This window comes from Metabacillus sp. 22489, from assembly GCF_052044855.1.
In the GTDB taxonomy this organism is placed as follows: domain Bacteria; phylum Bacillota; class Bacilli; order Bacillales; family Bacillaceae; genus Metabacillus; species Metabacillus niabensis.
On the sequence record NZ_JBQENT010000018.1, the window covers coordinates 26,426 to 43,142 of the forward strand.

Consider the following 16,717-nt stretch of genomic DNA (forward strand, 5'->3'; position numbering starts at 1 on the left):
CTTCCATCTATCACACAATATACCTATTAACCTAGTTGTTTACTTGGTTTAAAGTCAAAATATAGTGTTTTTATCCAATTGAATGCTCCTTACTAAATGACGATAACGGACGCTTAAGTCCAAGATGCTCTCTCAATGTATTCCCATCGTACTCAGTTCGAAAAAGTCCTCGTTTTTGTAATTCTGGAATGACAAGTTCAACAAAATCATCGAGTCCCCCTGGTAAATAAGGTGGCATAATGTTGAATCCATCTGCTGCTTCATTTTCAAACCACTCTTGTAATTGATCTGCAATTTGAACAGGTGTACCTTTAATCTCTCTATGCCCTCTTGCCCCCGCAATATGTTGATATAGCTGACGGATTGTAAGCTGCTCTCTATCTGCAATATCCTTTAGTAGCTTAAACCTACTTTTACCTCCGTTAATTTCTGAAATATGGGGTAGATCTGGTAATGGCCCCTCAACAGGATATGGCGATAAATCATAGCTGATAAGTGATGATAACAATCCAACCCCCGCCTTTTCTGGTATTAGCTCTCTTAATAAAGCCTGTTTTTCATGTGCTTCTTCCTCCGTTTTCCCGACAATCGGAAAAACACCTGGCATAATTTTTAAGTCATCATGGGAACGTCCATATTTAGATAGTTTTCCTTTTACATTTTTGTAAAAGTTTTGCGCCTCCTCGATTGTTTGCCAGGCAGTAAAAATAACTTCAGCAATTTTTGCTGCTAACTCAATTCCTGCTTCTGATGAACCTGCCTGAACAATTACCGGGTGACCTTGAACAGGTCTTGACACATTTAATGGACCTTTCACTGAGAACCAATCCCCGTTGTGATTCACTTCATGGACCTTTGATGGTTCTGCAAATCTTCCAGCCTTTTTGTCAACAATTATTGCATCGTCTTCCCAGCTATCCCATAGCTTTTTCACTACATTTACAAACTCTTCTGCACGTTCATATCGTAATCCATGTTTTAGATGCTCTTTTCGATTAAAATTTAATGCTTCAGCATTTTGTCCGGATGTCACAACATTCCATGCCGCACGTCCCCCACTTAAATGGTCAAGTGAAGCAAATTTTCTCGCAACATGATAAGGCTCATTGTATGTCGTTGATACCGTTGCTGTTAAACCAATTTTAGTCGTTACTGCTGATATTGCAGCCAATAACATAAGTGGGTCAGGTCTTACAGTTACGGTATGTTCAATTGCTGATTCAAGCTTGTCATTAATTGCATATCCATCCGCAAAGAAAATCATGTCAAACTTTCCCTTTTCCGCTTGTTCTGCAAGATGTTTATACAGGTGAAATTGTTGCACATCTTCTGCAGCACTTTCTGGATGTCTCCATGCTGCAACATGATGACCAGGAATCATAAAAAATGCCCCCAGCTTCATTTGTCGATTTGATTTACTCATTTTACAAACACTCTCCTTTTAATGAATAAAAGCAATTGTAATTAACAAATAAAGACTCCTCCTAATTCGGAAGAGCCTTCGGTTTACCGATCAGCATAAGTCCTATTCATCTACGTTGATGACGAGAATTCACCCCCTTAAAAATTGTTGTATTTCGTCAGAGCAAGAAGGCCCTTACCTTTAAATATGTAAAGGATAAGAGCCTCTAGTGAACTAGTCGGACAATAATGGTATTTTTTGGTATTTTTATATTATCATCAAAGTGCCCTGTTTTCAATCTGATTTTACAGTTTTCTTTATGAAAACTATCATTACAATTCAACAGCTTTTTCTTCCAAGGTTTTCTGTATAAATTGATGTGTATATTTGACAATATTGTCCTTGTCATTGTCCATTGATGCGACATGATAGGAATTATGGAGTGTAATAACCTTTTTATGAATAGAACTAATGTGTTGGTAGATAAAATCCGTATTTTCAGGTGGTACAACATGGTCTTCAGCTGATTTAAAGCATACTGTGGGATTAGTTATTGCTTGTAGAAATTCTGGCGTTTTTTCCATAAGCAATTGCAGTTGGTTTATTGATTTAATCGGAACCTTGTTATATGTTATCTCATAGACATTCTCTTGCTTAATATCTGGTTCTGATTCATGAATATACTTTGGAATTGTTTTTCCAATCCATTTTTCATAATTCGGAACATTTAATGCTGCATTAATAAGGACTAATCCATTAATATCCTTATATTTTTTTGCCATCCAAAGTGCTAATGTTCCACCCATTGATTGACAAATAACGAAAATAGAGGAACATGTTTCTTTTAATAATTTATAATTGATTTCAAGATCTAGTAACCAATCCTGATAGGATGATTTTTCTAAATCCTTATAATGAGTACCGTGCCCCTTTAGCCTTGGTGCACAGACCGTATATCCTAAATGAAATAATTTTTCTCCTATATATTGTACGCTTTGAGGAGTCCCCATAAATCCGTGGGAAAGCAGCAAGCCTATATCATTTCCTTTAAGAAAAAAGGATTCCGCTCCTGCAATCACTGGAAATTTTTCCTTCATGACTCTTCCCCCTAAAATCATTATTTTCCACTGCCTCTTCTTCATTTATATAAGAAGAAATAAAGGTATTTAACGCTTTCGTTAGTCCCCCATGCCCAAATCTTATATATTTACTAGATCCAGCTTTATCCTTATATTTAGTTGAGACAAAATCCAAAAAGGCAAGAATATAAATACGTCTGTAAACGACATCGATGATTCCATACTTAAAGAACCAATCATCAATCGTATTATAAACACCACGATTAATCCTATACTGTTGATTACATATATTATAGAAACTAAGGTCAGGTAGATTGAGCGAAGGTGTTATATGCAAGGCTGTTTTTATATGTTGCTCCTGCCTATTAGAAACACTCCTTTGCATAACATATTACCTCCTTTATGTTTCTCAATTTTTTAAAAGATGATCTAGCTATAATTAAAAGGCTAACCTTAATTACGGTTAGCCTTCTTTTTTCGATCGGCAATACAATCAGAATATATTAATTTTTGACCTTTCTATGATTGCAAAACTTCTACTGATACGTAGTAAGTAAAGGAATATTCTTCTCAATAACGTTTTCTTTCCCTAATATAACATTTAATATCTTACTAACTGTTTTATTAAAAACAGGATGTTCTCTCTGTCTTGGGTAAGAGAGATTTACCGTTTGCTCCATAGTAATTACACCTCTATCAATGACAATAACTCGATTTGCTAACGCGACTGCTTCTTCCACATCATGTGTAACAAGAATAGCTGTAAATTGTTTTTGCTTCCATAAATCCTCTATTAGCTGGTGCATCTCTATTCGAGTTAACGCATCAAGTGCTCCTAGTGGTTCATCCAATAACAGAAGTTCAGGTTCATGTACTAACGCTCTTGCTAATGCGACTCTTTGTTTTTGCCCACCAGATAAAACAGCTGGCCAATCTTTAGCCCGCTCTGATAATCCTACCTGTTCCAGCATTTTTGTAATTTTCTCTTGATTTTCCTTTTTTAAACCTAAACCAACATTTTGTTCTACGGTTTTCCACGGAAGAAGTCTACCATCTTGAAACATAATTTTAGCAGGAGAATTCTGTTCATTTATTGACTTTCCATTTAGTAATAATTCTCCTCCTGTTGGATGCTCCAAGCCAGCTATCAATCGCAGTAAAGTACTTTTTCCACAGCCGCTTTTCCCAACAATCGCTATAAATTCACCTTTATTTACTTTAAGGTCAATTCCGGTTAAAACATCTTGCCGCCCAAATGACTTTTGAACACTTTCAAGCTCTAACATGGTTTCTCTTCTACTATTCACGATGCTCCTCCTATTTTTGAAAATTCGGATTCCATTTTAGAAAACGTCTCTCTGCGATTTTAGCGATAAAATCAGAAAGCTTTCCTAGAATTGCATATAAAATGATACTTAAGACGACGACATCTAATTGCATAAATTCTCTCGCATTCATTGCCAAATAGCCAATTCCAGAGTTTGCTGCAATTGTTTCAGCAACAATCAATGTCACCCATGTAATTCCTAGTGCAAAACGAACACCTACTAAAATAGAGGAAAGAGCGCTTGGAAAAATGATATGTCGAAATAAACTAAATCCGCTTAGACCATAAACCTTTCCCATTTCAATTAACGAAGGATCAACTGAGCGAATACCGTGAAATGTATTTAAGTAGATTGGGAAAAATGTTCCAAGTGCTACTAAAAATAACTTTGCTTCCTCTTCAATTCCAAACCATAAAATGACGAGGGGAATTAAAGCAAGATGTGGTATATTCCGTATCATTTGGATAGAAGTGTCGAATAGCGTTTCCGCTACTTTAGACAAACCATTCCAAAGACCGAGTAAAAACCCTATCCCACCTCCAATAATAAATCCGAAAAAAGCCCTCTTCGTACTAATACTAATGTCACTAAATAATTGTCCAGATTTCGTAAGTTCAATTGCTGCCTTAAAAATATCTAATGGATTTGGTAAAATTCTAGAAGAGATAAAGCCAACTGAAGATAGTACCTGCCATGTAATAAGTAACAGCAATGGAACCAACCACTGCACAAATTGTTTAACACCTTTCTTCATATCTATCACCCATTTGCATTTAGTTTTTTCGGGTAAAGATCGTTCGCTACGATTTCCCCAAAGGGACTAACAATACTTGGATTGCCATGATTAGATGGTTTTTCTATTTCTAAATATGGAAACAGCAACTCCGCTACACGATACGACTCTTCTAAATGTGGATAACCTGAGAGAATAAAAGTCTCAATTCCTATTTCCTCATATTCTCTCATTCTCTGAGCAACTGTTTTAGGATCTCCAACTAGCGCAGTACCTGCTCCACCTCTAACCAAACCTACACCTGCCCATAGATTCGGACTTACTTCTAAGTTATTCTTACTTCCAGAATGTAATTGGGACATTCTTCTTTGACCTTCAGAATCAAAGCGAGAAAAGATTTTCTGAGACTCAGCAATTAAATCATCGTCTACATATTTGATTAATTCATTTGCTGCCCTCCATGCTTCTTCTTCTGTTTCCCTAACAATAACATGGAGTCTAATTCCAAAACGTACGGTTCTTCCTTGCTGCTTAGCTAGCTTGCTTACATGTGAAATTTTTTCTTTAACCTTTTCAGGTGGTTCACCCCAAGTTAGATATACATCAATATGCTTAGCAGCTACTTCATGGCCTATTTGTGAAGATCCCCCAAAATATAAGGGTGGATAAGGAGATTGTACGGGTGGATATAGCAATTTTCCGCCGCTAACATTTAAATAGTTTCCTTCAAAATTCGCTTCTTCATTTGATAATAATTTGCGCCATATCGTTAGAAATTCGTCAGTCAATTCATATCTTTCTCTATGATTTAGGTTTAATCCGTCACCAGCTAGCTCAACGGGATCTCCACCTGTAACTACATTAATCAACAATCTCCCATTAGATAAGCGGTCAAACGTCGATGCCATTCTTGCAGCTTGTGAAGGGGATGTTAAACCAGGTCGAACTGCAACAAGAAATTTCATTTGTGATGTAACAGAGATTAAGGAAGAAGCTACGACCCATGCATCTTCACAAGAACGCCCTGTTGGAAGTAACGCTCCCTTATATCCTAACGAGTCAACAGCCTGTGCCACTTGTCTAAGGTATGACAAATTAACTTCTCTACCACCCGTAGTAACTCCTAAATATCTTGAATCCCCATGTGTTGGAATAAACCAGAATATATTCATCAAACTCATCCTTTCCTATTTTTCATTTGTTGTAGCTTCTTCAACTTTAATTTGTTTCGGTATTAACTCTAGTTCGTAAAATTGGTTCGCTATCCCTTGCTGGTCTTCGATTACTTCCTTCGTAATCTTTTCTAAACCAAATGTTCTTCTCGTTAGAGTACGTTCTAACGTTTCGACATCCATCCCAATTTGAGGTGATAAATACTCTGCAGCTTCTTTTGGATTTTTAGATACCCACTCTTCAGTTTTTTCAAGTTCCTCGTAGATGATATCTAAAACCTTTTGATTTTTCTCTGCAAATGTTCGTGATGCAAGAAAGAACTCTCTATTCGCAGCCAATCCCGTTGCATCGGCAATAATTCGACTTTTAGTTGAAAGCTCTGTATCTGCTAAAAACGGGTCCCATATAACCCAAGCATCAATTTCCCCTTTTTCGTATGCGGCTCGTGCATCAGCTGGTGGAAGAAATGCAGTTTCAATTTCTTCATATTTAATTCCCTCTTTTTCAAGGGCTTTTACGAGCAAATAATGGACATTTGAACCTTTATTCAATCCAATTTTCTTCCCTTTTAAATCCTTAATCGTTTTTATCGAAGAATCCTCTGGAACAATAATGGCTTCTCCTTTTGGATTAGGTGGTTCATTAGCAAAGTAGATTAGCGGCGCATCCGCAGCCTGAGCAAAAATTGGCGGTGCTTCACCAGTGTGACCAAAATCAATACTGCCTACATTTAACGCCTCGAGTAATTGAGGACCTGCAGGAAATTCTGTCCATTTTACTGTGAAGCCCTCTTTCTCTAATGCTTCATCCAAGCTTTTATCAGCCTTTAAAATGTTTAATGTTCCAAATTTTTGATAACCAATATGAATTGTTTTTTCTTCTTTTTCTGTTGACCCCCCCTTCTCTTCACCACTAGATGGTGAGCTGCATCCTGCAACAAACGTTAAGAAGATGCTAAGTGTCAAGAATAATAAAATCCGCAAGTTCATCCTAAAACCCCCCTGTTATTCAAGTGATAAAATAGATGTATTTCCTTTGCATAAATTACTGAATGAGAAAAGGCCCTCAAAAAAGTAACAGACATTACTCTTTTGAGAGCCTCTAGTTTTCCAGTCGGCTTACATAATTATTTTTCTTATTACCTATGCTTCTAACTCTTAGCTAAACAAAAAAGGCATAACCAATTTTATGATTGATTATGCCTTCGGTGTTCCGATCAGCTAGGTTAATTACTTATGGATATTATATTCCCTATTATTCCTACCTGTCAACTCAAATTTATATAAAATTAATCCCACACCCTGTACTTTTTTAATTAGATCAGAATCTTTTCGTAGTGATTTTCCCTTTACTTTTACCTATATAATCTCCACCAGCTATTAGAATATTACTCCTCAACTTTTCCTTCAACAACTACATCATCTGCACTAATATCATCACCGAAAGCTGGCTTTAATGTTTCATCATATGCTTTGTGGAAAAACTGTTCTTTTCCTAAAGTTTCAAGCTCTTTATTTAACCAATCTAATAGCTCTGTATTTCCCTTTTTCACAGCTGGTGCAATATAATCCAATTCCCCTAGAGATGGTAAGCCAACTGTGAAATTAGAATTTTCATTTGCCCAGCCAAATAATAATGCATTATCTTGTGCCATTGCAGCTCCACGTCCATCCTTTAATGCTTCAAACGCTTCCGTTATTTGATCATATTTTACAAGTTCAATATCTGGGTGGTTTTTCATAAAATATGTTTCTGCAGTAGTACCTTTTGGAACGATTAATTTTTTCCCTTTTAATTGTTCAACAGATTCAATTTTTGCTGAATTTGGTGAAACGACACCAATTGCCACCTTCATATAAGGATTAGCAAAATCAACTTGTTCTTGACGTTCAGGGGTAACAGTAAAATTCGCTAACACAATATCAACTTTATCAGATTTTAATAAGTCTACCCTTGCTTGTGGTTCTGTTAATACATACTCAATCTTTGACTCATCACCTAATAAATCTTTGGCAAGACGTTTTGCCAACACAATATCATAGCCTTGATATTCCCCTTTTTCATCGACATAACCAAATGGGGGTTTATCGCTAAATACAGCAACTCGTAATTTGCCACGCTCTTTAATAGCATCAATTACTGACGTAACTTTCCCTGATGAATCTGTTCCATTTTCGGTATTTCCAGTACTTGTTTTACTATTTCCACATGCTGTTATCACAACTATTGTTATGACTGACAATAATACAACCCAAAACTTCTTTCTCATTTTTTATTCCTCCTAAAATTGTAATATATTAAGGAACTGTTGAGCGCGCTCTGTTTGTGGTTTTAAGAAAAATTGCTCTGAAGATGCATGCTCAATTATGTTTCCTTTATCCATAAAAATCACTTCATCTGCAACTAGTTTCGCAAAATTCATTTCATGTGTCACAATTAGCATTGTCATCCCTTGTTCTGCTAATTGTGCAATCACTTCCAATACTTCACGAACCATTTCCGGATCAAGGGATGCAGTCACCTCATCAAATAACATTATCTCCGGATTAATACATAATGCTCTGACAATTGCAATACGTTGCTTTTGCCCTCCGGATAACTGCCTTGGATAATCATTTGCCCGTTCCACTAAGCCGACACGCTCAAGTAATTCGATAGCTTGTCTCTCTGCTTCTTGGCGTTTGCGTTTTTGAACCTTCAATGGGGACAACAAGATATTTTCCATTACACTTAAGTTAGGAAATAAATCATAGCTTTGAAAAACCATTCCAATCCGTTGTCTTACCTCTTGCCATTTCGTTGATTCGTTAATTAGACTCTCATTCTCGAGTAATATATCTCCTCCATGTACCTCCTCTAATCCGTTAAGACAGCGAAGAAGTGTACTTTTCCCACAACCAGAGGGTCCTAAAATCGCAATAACCTTTCCTTTTTCAACCTCAAAATCAATGCCATTTAAAACAACTTTATCACCATACTTTTTAATAAGACCTTTTACTTGTAAAATAGGAACTTGCTTAACCACGTTGTATACAACTCCTTATGCTGCCCATTTTTGTTCTAGCTTTCTCGAAAAGTACGATAATGGGAAACAAATACAAAAATATAAGAAAAAGATAAACCCGTATATCCAAAACGCAACCATTGGATAGGTAATATTATTTACTTCGATGATTTGTTGACCAACTTTAATTACTTCAATAACCCCAATCATAGTTAATAGAGCAGTAGTTTTTATCATTCGCGTTGCTAAATTTATCATCGGGGGAATTGTTCGCTTTATAGCTTGTGGTATAAGAACAAATCTGTACATTTGAACAACACTTAAACCAATCGCTTTACTCGACTCAATTTGGTGTCTTGGCAATGAAATAATTGCCCCCCGTACTATATCGCTCATCTCTGCTACTCCCCATAAACTAAAGACAATAAGCGCTACTGCTTCTGAACTTAAATTAAAGTTAAAATTAGCAGGAATAATATAATAGATTACAAACAGCCAGACAAGAATAGGAATGATCCGAAACAGCTCCAAATAAATTTTAAAGATAACTTGAATTAGTTTATTTTTCGATGTTCGAATAATTCCGATCATGAACCCCATTACAATTGTAATAACGACTGCTATGAGAGCGACACGTAATGTCACGAGAAGTCCTTCAAATAAACGCTGCATATTTAGGCCTTCAAAAAGAACATTAATTCCCGAATTCAGCATGTCTAACTCTCCTTTCTAGCCATGTTAAAAACAATATTAATGGAAGTAGAATAATTAAATACCCAATGACTAGCATAAATAATGCCTCATTTGTTTTATAAAATATTCCCATGAGATTTTTCGTTGTATTCGTAAGTTCTAAGATTGCTATTCCACTAAAAATAGATGTTTCTTTAATAAGAAAAATACAATTTGCACCAAATCCAGGAACACTATAAGAAAAAGCTTGCGGAATAATAACATACCTCATTAATTGTAAGTTACTGAGACCAATTGCTTTACCAGTTTCAATTTGAGTTTTTGAGACAGCCTCAAATCCTGCTCTGAATACTTCAGCCATATAACCTCCACCTAAAAATGTTAGGCCAATAATTCCACACAGTTCCTCACTTAACGTAATCCCTACTTTTGGTAACCCATAGTATAAAAAGAATAATTGAATTAATAGTGGTGTGTTCCGTGCAATTTCTAAATATACTTTTACAATATTAGTAAGTATCTTTATCTTAAAATACTGAATAACACTGCAAATCAAACCAACTAATACCGCAAATAATATACCAATACTAGCAAGCTTCACCGTTATCCACAGTGCAGTTTGATAATATGGTAGTACATTCACAATATACTCCCAATCAAATGTCAATTTCCTCACCAACTATCAATTAAATATTCAACAAAATTTCCTGCCCTGGTTTAATCGTTTCTACACCTTCGATTACAACAGTTTCAGGATATTTTAAACCCGAACCTGTATTGAGGCAGACGACATGCTCATTTGCATCGAGCCACCCCTTTTCATGTAGAATCCTAGCTGCTGCAAAGGTTGCTGCTCCTTCTGGACAAACGAAATTCCCTTCTAACGATGCGATCAGCTTTTGTGTTCGCAAAATTTCCTCTTCAGAAATAGCAATCGCACAGCCTTCTGTATCATAAATTCCCTTAAGAACTAAGAAATCTCCTATAGCTTTAGGGACGTTGATTCCAAAAGCACATGTAATTGAATTTTCAAAGAACTTTGATTCCATTTCCCCTTTATTCCAAGCTTCAACAATTGGAGCACACCCCTCAGCTTGAACAGCTACTAAACGTGGAAGCTTCTTATCCTCAATCCATCCTAATTGCTGTAATTCAAGAAGTGCTTTATAAATTCCAATGATCCCTACTCCACCTCCAGTTGGGTACAATATAACATCCGGGACCTTCCAACCAAATTGTTCAACAATCTCATATCCCATTGTCTTTTTGCCCTCAATTCGATATGGCTCTTTAAGCGTAGAAGCATCATATACTCCATAGTTTTGAACTAAACTACTCACTACTTTACCTGCATCACTAATTAACCCGTCAATAAGGTGCAAGTTCCCACCTGCAATGTAAACCTCCTTACGCGTAATTTGTGGCGCATCTAAAGGCATAACAATGGTCGCTTTTATATCAGCTTTTGCGGCATATAATGCCCAAGCAGCACCTGCATTACCATTCGTTGGCATCGCTAAATGATTAACACCTAGTTCTTTCGCCTTTGAAATCCCTACACTTGCCCCCCTAGTTTTAAAAGAACCGGTTGGAATGACCCCTTCATCCTTTATGTACAAATTATTTAATCCAAACTCAGCACCGAGAGATGGTAGTTTTTCAAAAGGAGTCATCCCTTCACCAAGTGTTACTACATTTTTCTGTTGTTGTATCGGTAGTAACTCATGATAACGCCATAAACTATTAGTGCGATTTGCAATCTCCTCAGGTGACACATTCCCCTTCACTTTCTCTAAGTCATATCGTACTAATAACGGTGAACCACATTTGCATAATTGATAAATATGATTGCCCTTATATAATTCACCGCATTTCGGGCACTCCAAATGTGAGATATAACTATAACTATTCATGTACTTTCCTCCTAAAAAAGAAAGACTACAATCATCTCCTTTGAAAAAAAGAGAAATTGTAGTCTTTGGTGGTCCAATCAACTAATTATTTATTAAGCTAACAATATATTAATCGGATATTTCCGATAAGTCAACTGTGATTTAAAAATTTTATAATTGCATTAAATGGTTCTCTAGTTGAATCATGTTTTAAATAGTCCATGCAAACAGGGACTATTCAATTTACACAAGGTGCGTACCTCGGTGCTCTACCTTTCTAATGTCGAAATTTATCCAATGTAAGTTCAATGAAAATAATTGAATTAATAGAACTAAATACCCATAATTAAATTAGTTTATGTAAAGGAGTTTAATTATGATCTCTAGTGAAGAAATGACTATATTTATTGAAGAACTTTATTCATTAATACAAGATTACAAAAGATGTGACGATACAAACTTAAAAAAACAAATTCATGATGAAATATTAGTTTTAAGTGATATTATTGATCCTAATAAATCTATTATTTAATTCACATTTTAAGGGAACAACTGATTCGTATGACCAACTTATCATACTATTTTTGTGTCACATTATTTGGCTTATTACCAATATTTAAGTAAAGGAATATTGGTGTTGGTTTAAAATAAATAAACCTTCATCTATATTCCCGACTGTCTCGTTAAAAATGTTTAGATAATCTTCTCTTGTCTTATTCCCATTTAGTAAAAAGTCGTTCACAGATGAAAATCTGCAATTTTGGCCTTTTGTTATTCGCCTTTAATTAGCCCTCATTGATAACCCTTCTCTATTCTTTTATTTTTAAAGGTACTTGCGAAAAATTTCCTACTCGTAACAAAAACTACATCACTTACCTTACTTCTATTAAGAGCAAAGAGAATAAAGTAAAGCAGTTTGCTTATTTTAACAAGTAAAAAGACCTCTGCATAAGCAGAGGACTTCTTTATTAATTTTGAAATACAGTATGTTTTGTTTTCCATTTTTCTAGAGCAATAAATAACCAAAAACTATAGATTCCTAAAGTAATAATACAGAGGAACCACCATTTAATCCAGTTACCGAATAGTCCAATCGCTGTTCCAGTAAATTTTAAACGTCTACCATTAATTACCGTATGCTTAGCTTTCCAACTAAAAATCATAGTAAAAGACCAAGGATAGCAAATTCCAAGCGTACATACCGTAACGAGAACTCCTAAGATAGACCAACCTATGTACTGAAGTAAACCTCCATCAAAGTATGATTTTTCATTTCTTTGAGAAGTTATATCATTATTTATTACTACTTCTGCACTCATACTATATACCCCCTTTGTTAATAATCACCATATAAAACTATATTAGTTAAAAGAAGAAGTCAATAATAAATTCACATAGTCTTATAAGTAAAAGAGACTGACATATATTTCATTTTTAAGTGCTATATTTTGGCGAGGTAACCAGGTATCAAAATCCTTTTCCTTTACTTATCAAAAATAAGATAAAAAATAAAAGGGTTTCTCAATTAAGAGAAACCCTTTTATCCAACGTTATTCAAGTAATGACCTGTGAGGGACTTGAACCCCCGACCCCTTCCCTGTCAAGGAAGTGCTCTCCCACTGAGCTAACAAGTCGTATTTATAAGTTACATTTTCTATTATATTTATTATAGGGTATATAGTCAATACTTTTCTAACATATCAATCTAATTTCACAATTCGACTTATTTCCCGGAAAATATAAGCACCTCTAAATTAAGTAGAATGTAGTAATCTCCTATAGGTAAGTGGAGATTACTACATCATGTTATCTAGCATTCTTAACTTTCCACGGCCATGTTAGGCTTATTTTTTTGATCATTGTTCCGTTTCCAAATATATTGTAACGCAAACATTGCAACAAATAGGATTAAGCCTGTAATATCTGAAATTCTTTCTGGATATATGAGCAATAATCCAGAAATGATATTAACGATTCGTTCTAGCCAGTGCATCTTTCTCATCCAATATCCGATAATTGCAGCTCCTATTGCGATCATTCCTAAAACAGATGTAAGGATTACCCACACTAATTCATACCAGGTTGTATCAATCATGAGTAATTCAGGTGAGAGAACGAAGACGTATGGGATAATAAAGGCAGCGATTGCTAATTTCGCTGAATCGACTCCTGTTTTAAATGGCTCTGCTCCTGCTACACCTGCTGCTGCAAAGGCCGCTAGAGCAACCGGTGGTGTAATATCTGCAATAATTCCAAAATAGAAGACAAATAGATGTGCAGATAAATCAGGTACACCTAATAGGATAATAGCTGGTGCTGCGATCGTTGATGTGATAACATAATTAGCCGTTGTTGGTGAGCCCATTCCAAGTATAAGTGCAGCGATCATTGTTAATATAAGTGTTGGAATTAAATATCCTCCTGCTAAATCAACTAGACCATTTGCTAGCTTTAATCCCAATCCGGTTTTTGTAACAATTCCTACAATTATACCAGCTGCTGCTGTTGCCGCTGCTACCCCAAGAGCTGTTCGTGCACCTTCTACTAATGCAAAAACAAACTCCTTTGGACCCATTCTCGTTTCCTTATTAATTAAACTTACAAGGATTGCGACTAAGATAGAGTATAAAGCAGCATGTGTGACGATTACGCCTGCCATTAATAAAACAACGATTGTTAGTATAGGAAGAAGAAGATAGATTTTACTAAATATTTCTTTCCGACTAGGCATTTCTTCTTTCGTTAACCCTCTAAGTCCAATTCGCTTTGCTTCAAAATGAGTCATAATCCATATTCCTGCAAAGTATAGAATTGCCGGAATTGCAGCTGCCTTAGCAATATCCCAATAAGTAATGCCGTTTCCAATAAACTCAACCATGAGGAACGCTGCAGCTCCCATTATAGGTGGCATAAGTTGCCCGCCTGTAGACGATGCTGCCTCGACAGCACCAGCAAATTCCTTTTTGTAGCCAAGGTTTTTCATCATCGGAATTGTAAATGCTCCTGATGTAACAACATTTGCAACTGAACTGCCACTAATTGTTCCTTGCAGGGCGCTTGAAAATATCGCAACCTTTGCAGGACCACCAATTCTGCGGCCTGCAACTGCTATTGATAAGTCATTAAAATATTGCCCAACTCCAGTTCTTATAAGAAATGCTCCAAACAAGAGGAATAAGAATATAAAGGTTGATGAAACAGCTAATGGTGTTCCTAATATCCCATCAGTTGTAAAAAACATCGTTTGCACCAAACGTTCTAAAGTTAATCCGCGATGAGAAAGAAAGCCGGGCATGTATTGACCAAACAAACCGTATAAAACAAAAATAACAGCAATAATCATAATCGGTAAGCCTACCGCTCGTCTTGTTGCCTCCAAAACTAATAAAATCGCTATTGCACCAACAATGAAATCTAATGTACTTAAGCGGCCTACACTCATTACAAGATCGTCAAAAAATAATGGCCAGTAAGCACCGACACCTATACTAAAAACTGCTAATATGCCGTCATACCATGTAATTTGGAATCTACCTGTTTTTTGTTTTTTACGATTGGCTGGAAAAAGCAAAAAGATTAGCGACAAAGCAAACCCTAAGTGTACGGTCCGTTGAATTTGTGCGGTAAATACACCAAAGATGGCCGTATATAATTGAAATAGTGAAAAGGCAAGCAGACCAAAAAATGCAATATATCCAAGGATACCTGTTAATTTCCTTGTCCCCGCTTCTGGATCATATTTTGCGATTAACTCTTGTTGTTCTTCTTCAGTTAATTGTTTTTCTATTTCAGCCATTATAGATTCACTCCCTTCAATTGTTGCCAAAGCGAAATCCGTTTTAGTGAAATTCTTACCCATGTTCCAGGTTTTATATAATCTGAAAGAGTGTATGTTTTATTCAAATAGATTAATTGATGATTTGCTCTCACTTGTCCGATTCTTAAATCAATATATGGGAATATTCGCTTCATATTTGTTATCTGATATTTCCCATTCGTGACTTTAAATATTTCATCACCTTCTGCATTAGAAGGCATTCCAACTGCAAAGTCCTCATATTCTAAGGTTGTTAACTTAATATTCTTGGATGTTGCTTCATAAGTCTCAATAACATCTGACAAATGGATTGAATGTGTATATTTTAGTTGAAAGGTTTTTTCCTCTTTTAATGGTAAATATGCTAGAAGCTGTTCACTGTCCTCATATGAGAATGCAATCACTTTAAAAGATGGATAGTAAAACAGTAAACCAATTACGAAAAGTATGAGGGGGATAAGGATAATTATTATTGTTTTTATGATCGTTTTCTTCATCATACTCCCCTTTTAAAAAAACAAAAATTATAGTAAAGCCGATAGGTTAGAAAAACCTATCGACATTCGCTTACTTAGTTATTCCTTTTTCTTCAAAATATTTAGCAGCTCCTGGGTGTAATTCTAAATCCCCTAAACCTTCAAGAGCAGTCTCTGCTTTGATTAATTCACCTTTTGCATGTGTGATTTTATCGGTATTTTCAAATAATGCTTTTGTCATGTCATAGACGAGTGTTTCATCAAGATCTTTAGTTGCTACTAACATTGCTTTAATTGCGACAGTTTTTACATCAGATTCAATATTATATGTTCCGCTTGTAATTGTATCCTCTGCATAATAAGGATATTTCTCCATTAAACTTTTGATTTTATCATCTGCAATCGGAACAATGACAACATCCTCCTGAGCAGCTAAAGCTTCAACAGCTCCAGTTGGTGTACCGGCAGTCACAAAAGCTGCATCAATTGTTCCTGATTGAATGCCATCTGTTGATTCATCAAACGAAAGGTTTTGCGCTTTAATATCATCAACTGTCATTCCATGGATTTCTAATATTTGTACTGCATTAATATAGACACCTGATCCGGGAGCTCCAATCGAAACTGCCTTTCCTTTTAAATCCTCAACAGACTCAATCCCACTCTTCTTAGTTGTGACTAGCTGAATTGTTTCTGGATATAATGAAGCTATCGCTTGAATGTTGTCAATTGGATCACCTTCAAACATCTCTTTTCCTTCAAGGGCATATGCAGTAATATCTGTTTGCGAGAATGCTAGCTCCGCTTCACCAGCTCGCAATGTTTCCATATTTTCAGCTGATGCGCCAGATGTTTGTGGAGTAATTTTTGCATTTGTATTATCAGAAATGATTTTCCCAATTTGTCCACCAAGTGGATAGTATGTACCACCTGTACCACCTGTTAATAAGCTTAAATCCTGGCTTTCACCTGATTTTGTATCTGTATCAGCATTCTCATCATTGGCAGAACCTCCTGATTCAGTTCCTCCACCACATGCAGCGATCACCATCATACATAAAAGCAATATAGGAAATAACAAGCTATTCTTCAATTTTTTCATTTTGCTCCCCCTTTTCTA

At 35.8% G+C, this 16,717-nt stretch carries 17 protein-coding genes and 1 tRNA gene; 1 reads left to right on the forward strand and 17 read right to left on the reverse strand.

Annotated elements, in window-relative coordinates; genetic code table 11:
- Positions 1–70: 70 nt before the first annotated feature.
- The 12 genes from ACTJJ9_RS12290 to ACTJJ9_RS12345 all read right to left on the reverse strand — a co-directional run bounded on the left by ACTJJ9_RS12290 (position 71) and on the right by ACTJJ9_RS12345 (position 11,325).
- A complete protein-coding gene (locus ACTJJ9_RS12290) occupies positions 71–1,423 on the reverse strand; it encodes an LLM class flavin-dependent oxidoreductase (RefSeq protein WP_145580659.1) in 1,353 nt (450 codons plus the stop codon).
- Positions 1,424–1,734: 311 nt separating this feature from the next.
- A complete protein-coding gene (locus tag ACTJJ9_RS12295) occupies positions 1,735–2,499 on the reverse strand; it encodes an alpha/beta hydrolase (protein WP_440768673.1) in 765 nt (254 codons plus the stop codon).
- Positions 2,450–2,866: a hypothetical protein gene (locus ACTJJ9_RS12300; protein ID WP_186324106.1), complete on the reverse strand. Its 417-nt coding sequence runs from the start codon at positions 2,864–2,866 to the stop codon at positions 2,450–2,452. Before ACTJJ9_RS12300 ends, ACTJJ9_RS12295 begins: the two co-directional genes overlap by 50 nt.
- A 151-nt stretch (positions 2,867–3,017) precedes the next feature.
- Positions 3,018–3,788, reverse strand: a complete 771-nt coding sequence (locus ACTJJ9_RS12305; RefSeq protein ID WP_440768674.1) for an ABC transporter ATP-binding protein — start codon at positions 3,786–3,788, stop codon at positions 3,018–3,020.
- Positions 3,789–3,798: 10 nt separating this feature from the next.
- The gene (ssuC, locus tag ACTJJ9_RS12310; RefSeq protein WP_145580660.1) at positions 3,799–4,563 is read right to left on the reverse strand and encodes an aliphatic sulfonate ABC transporter permease SsuC; all 765 of its coding nucleotides are present in this window, start codon (positions 4,561–4,563) and stop codon (positions 3,799–3,801) included.
- Between the two features lie 5 nt (positions 4,564–4,568).
- Positions 4,569–5,714: an FMNH2-dependent alkanesulfonate monooxygenase gene (gene ssuD, locus ACTJJ9_RS12315; RefSeq protein ID WP_145580661.1), complete on the reverse strand. Its 1,146-nt coding sequence runs from the start codon at positions 5,712–5,714 to the stop codon at positions 4,569–4,571.
- Between the two features lie 15 nt (positions 5,715–5,729).
- Complete coding sequence (locus ACTJJ9_RS12320; protein ID WP_145580662.1) at positions 5,730–6,704, reverse strand: sulfonate ABC transporter substrate-binding protein; 975 nt, start codon at positions 6,702–6,704, stop codon at positions 5,730–5,732.
- 398 nt (positions 6,705–7,102) lie between these two features.
- The gene (locus ACTJJ9_RS12325; RefSeq protein WP_145580663.1) at positions 7,103–7,984 is read right to left on the reverse strand and encodes a cysteine ABC transporter substrate-binding protein; all 882 of its coding nucleotides are present in this window, start codon (positions 7,982–7,984) and stop codon (positions 7,103–7,105) included.
- Between the two features lie 12 nt (positions 7,985–7,996).
- On the reverse strand, positions 7,997–8,740 hold the full coding sequence (locus ACTJJ9_RS12330; protein WP_145580664.1) for an amino acid ABC transporter ATP-binding protein: 744 nt from the start codon (positions 8,738–8,740) through the stop codon (positions 7,997–7,999).
- Between the two features lie 15 nt (positions 8,741–8,755).
- On the reverse strand, positions 8,756–9,433 hold the full coding sequence (locus ACTJJ9_RS12335; protein WP_095298378.1) for an amino acid ABC transporter permease: 678 nt from the start codon (positions 9,431–9,433) through the stop codon (positions 8,756–8,758).
- A complete protein-coding gene (locus ACTJJ9_RS12340) occupies positions 9,414–10,055 on the reverse strand; it encodes an amino acid ABC transporter permease (protein WP_440768675.1) in 642 nt (213 codons plus the stop codon). The genes ACTJJ9_RS12335 and ACTJJ9_RS12340 overlap by 20 nt, the downstream gene beginning before the upstream one ends.
- A 43-nt stretch (positions 10,056–10,098) precedes the next feature.
- Positions 10,099–11,325: a threonine synthase gene (locus tag ACTJJ9_RS12345; RefSeq protein ID WP_145580666.1), complete on the reverse strand. Its 1,227-nt coding sequence runs from the start codon at positions 11,323–11,325 to the stop codon at positions 10,099–10,101.
- Positions 11,326–11,680: 355 nt separating this feature from the next.
- Between ACTJJ9_RS12345 and ACTJJ9_RS12350 the strand changes: the two genes are divergently transcribed.
- Positions 11,681–11,836 carry a hypothetical protein gene (locus ACTJJ9_RS12350; RefSeq protein ID WP_186324107.1) on the forward strand — a complete coding sequence of 52 codons (156 nt, stop codon included), beginning with the start codon at positions 11,681–11,683 and terminating at the stop codon, positions 11,834–11,836.
- Between the two features lie 436 nt (positions 11,837–12,272).
- Here ACTJJ9_RS12350 and ACTJJ9_RS12355 read toward each other — a convergent pair whose 3' ends face one another.
- From ACTJJ9_RS12355 to ACTJJ9_RS12375, 5 genes are all read right to left on the reverse strand, one after another.
- Positions 12,273–12,623, reverse strand: a complete 351-nt coding sequence (locus tag ACTJJ9_RS12355) for a DUF898 family protein (protein WP_145580667.1) — start codon at positions 12,621–12,623, stop codon at positions 12,273–12,275.
- A gap of 243 nt (positions 12,624–12,866) precedes the next feature.
- A tRNA-Val gene (locus ACTJJ9_RS12360) sits at positions 12,867–12,938 on the reverse strand.
- A 185-nt stretch (positions 12,939–13,123) separates the two neighbouring features.
- Positions 13,124–15,100, reverse strand: coding sequence for a TRAP transporter permease (locus ACTJJ9_RS12365; protein ID WP_145580668.1), 1,977 nt, complete (start codon positions 15,098–15,100; stop codon positions 13,124–13,126).
- A complete protein-coding gene (locus ACTJJ9_RS12370; protein WP_145580669.1) occupies positions 15,100–15,618 on the reverse strand; it encodes a DUF1850 domain-containing protein in 519 nt (172 codons plus the stop codon). Before ACTJJ9_RS12370 ends, ACTJJ9_RS12365 begins: the two co-directional genes overlap by 1 nt.
- Positions 15,619–15,688: 70 nt before the next feature.
- Positions 15,689–16,699: a TAXI family TRAP transporter solute-binding subunit gene (locus ACTJJ9_RS12375; protein WP_095298357.1), complete on the reverse strand. Its 1,011-nt coding sequence runs from the start codon at positions 16,697–16,699 to the stop codon at positions 15,689–15,691.
- Between the last annotated feature and the right edge of the window lie 18 nt (positions 16,700–16,717).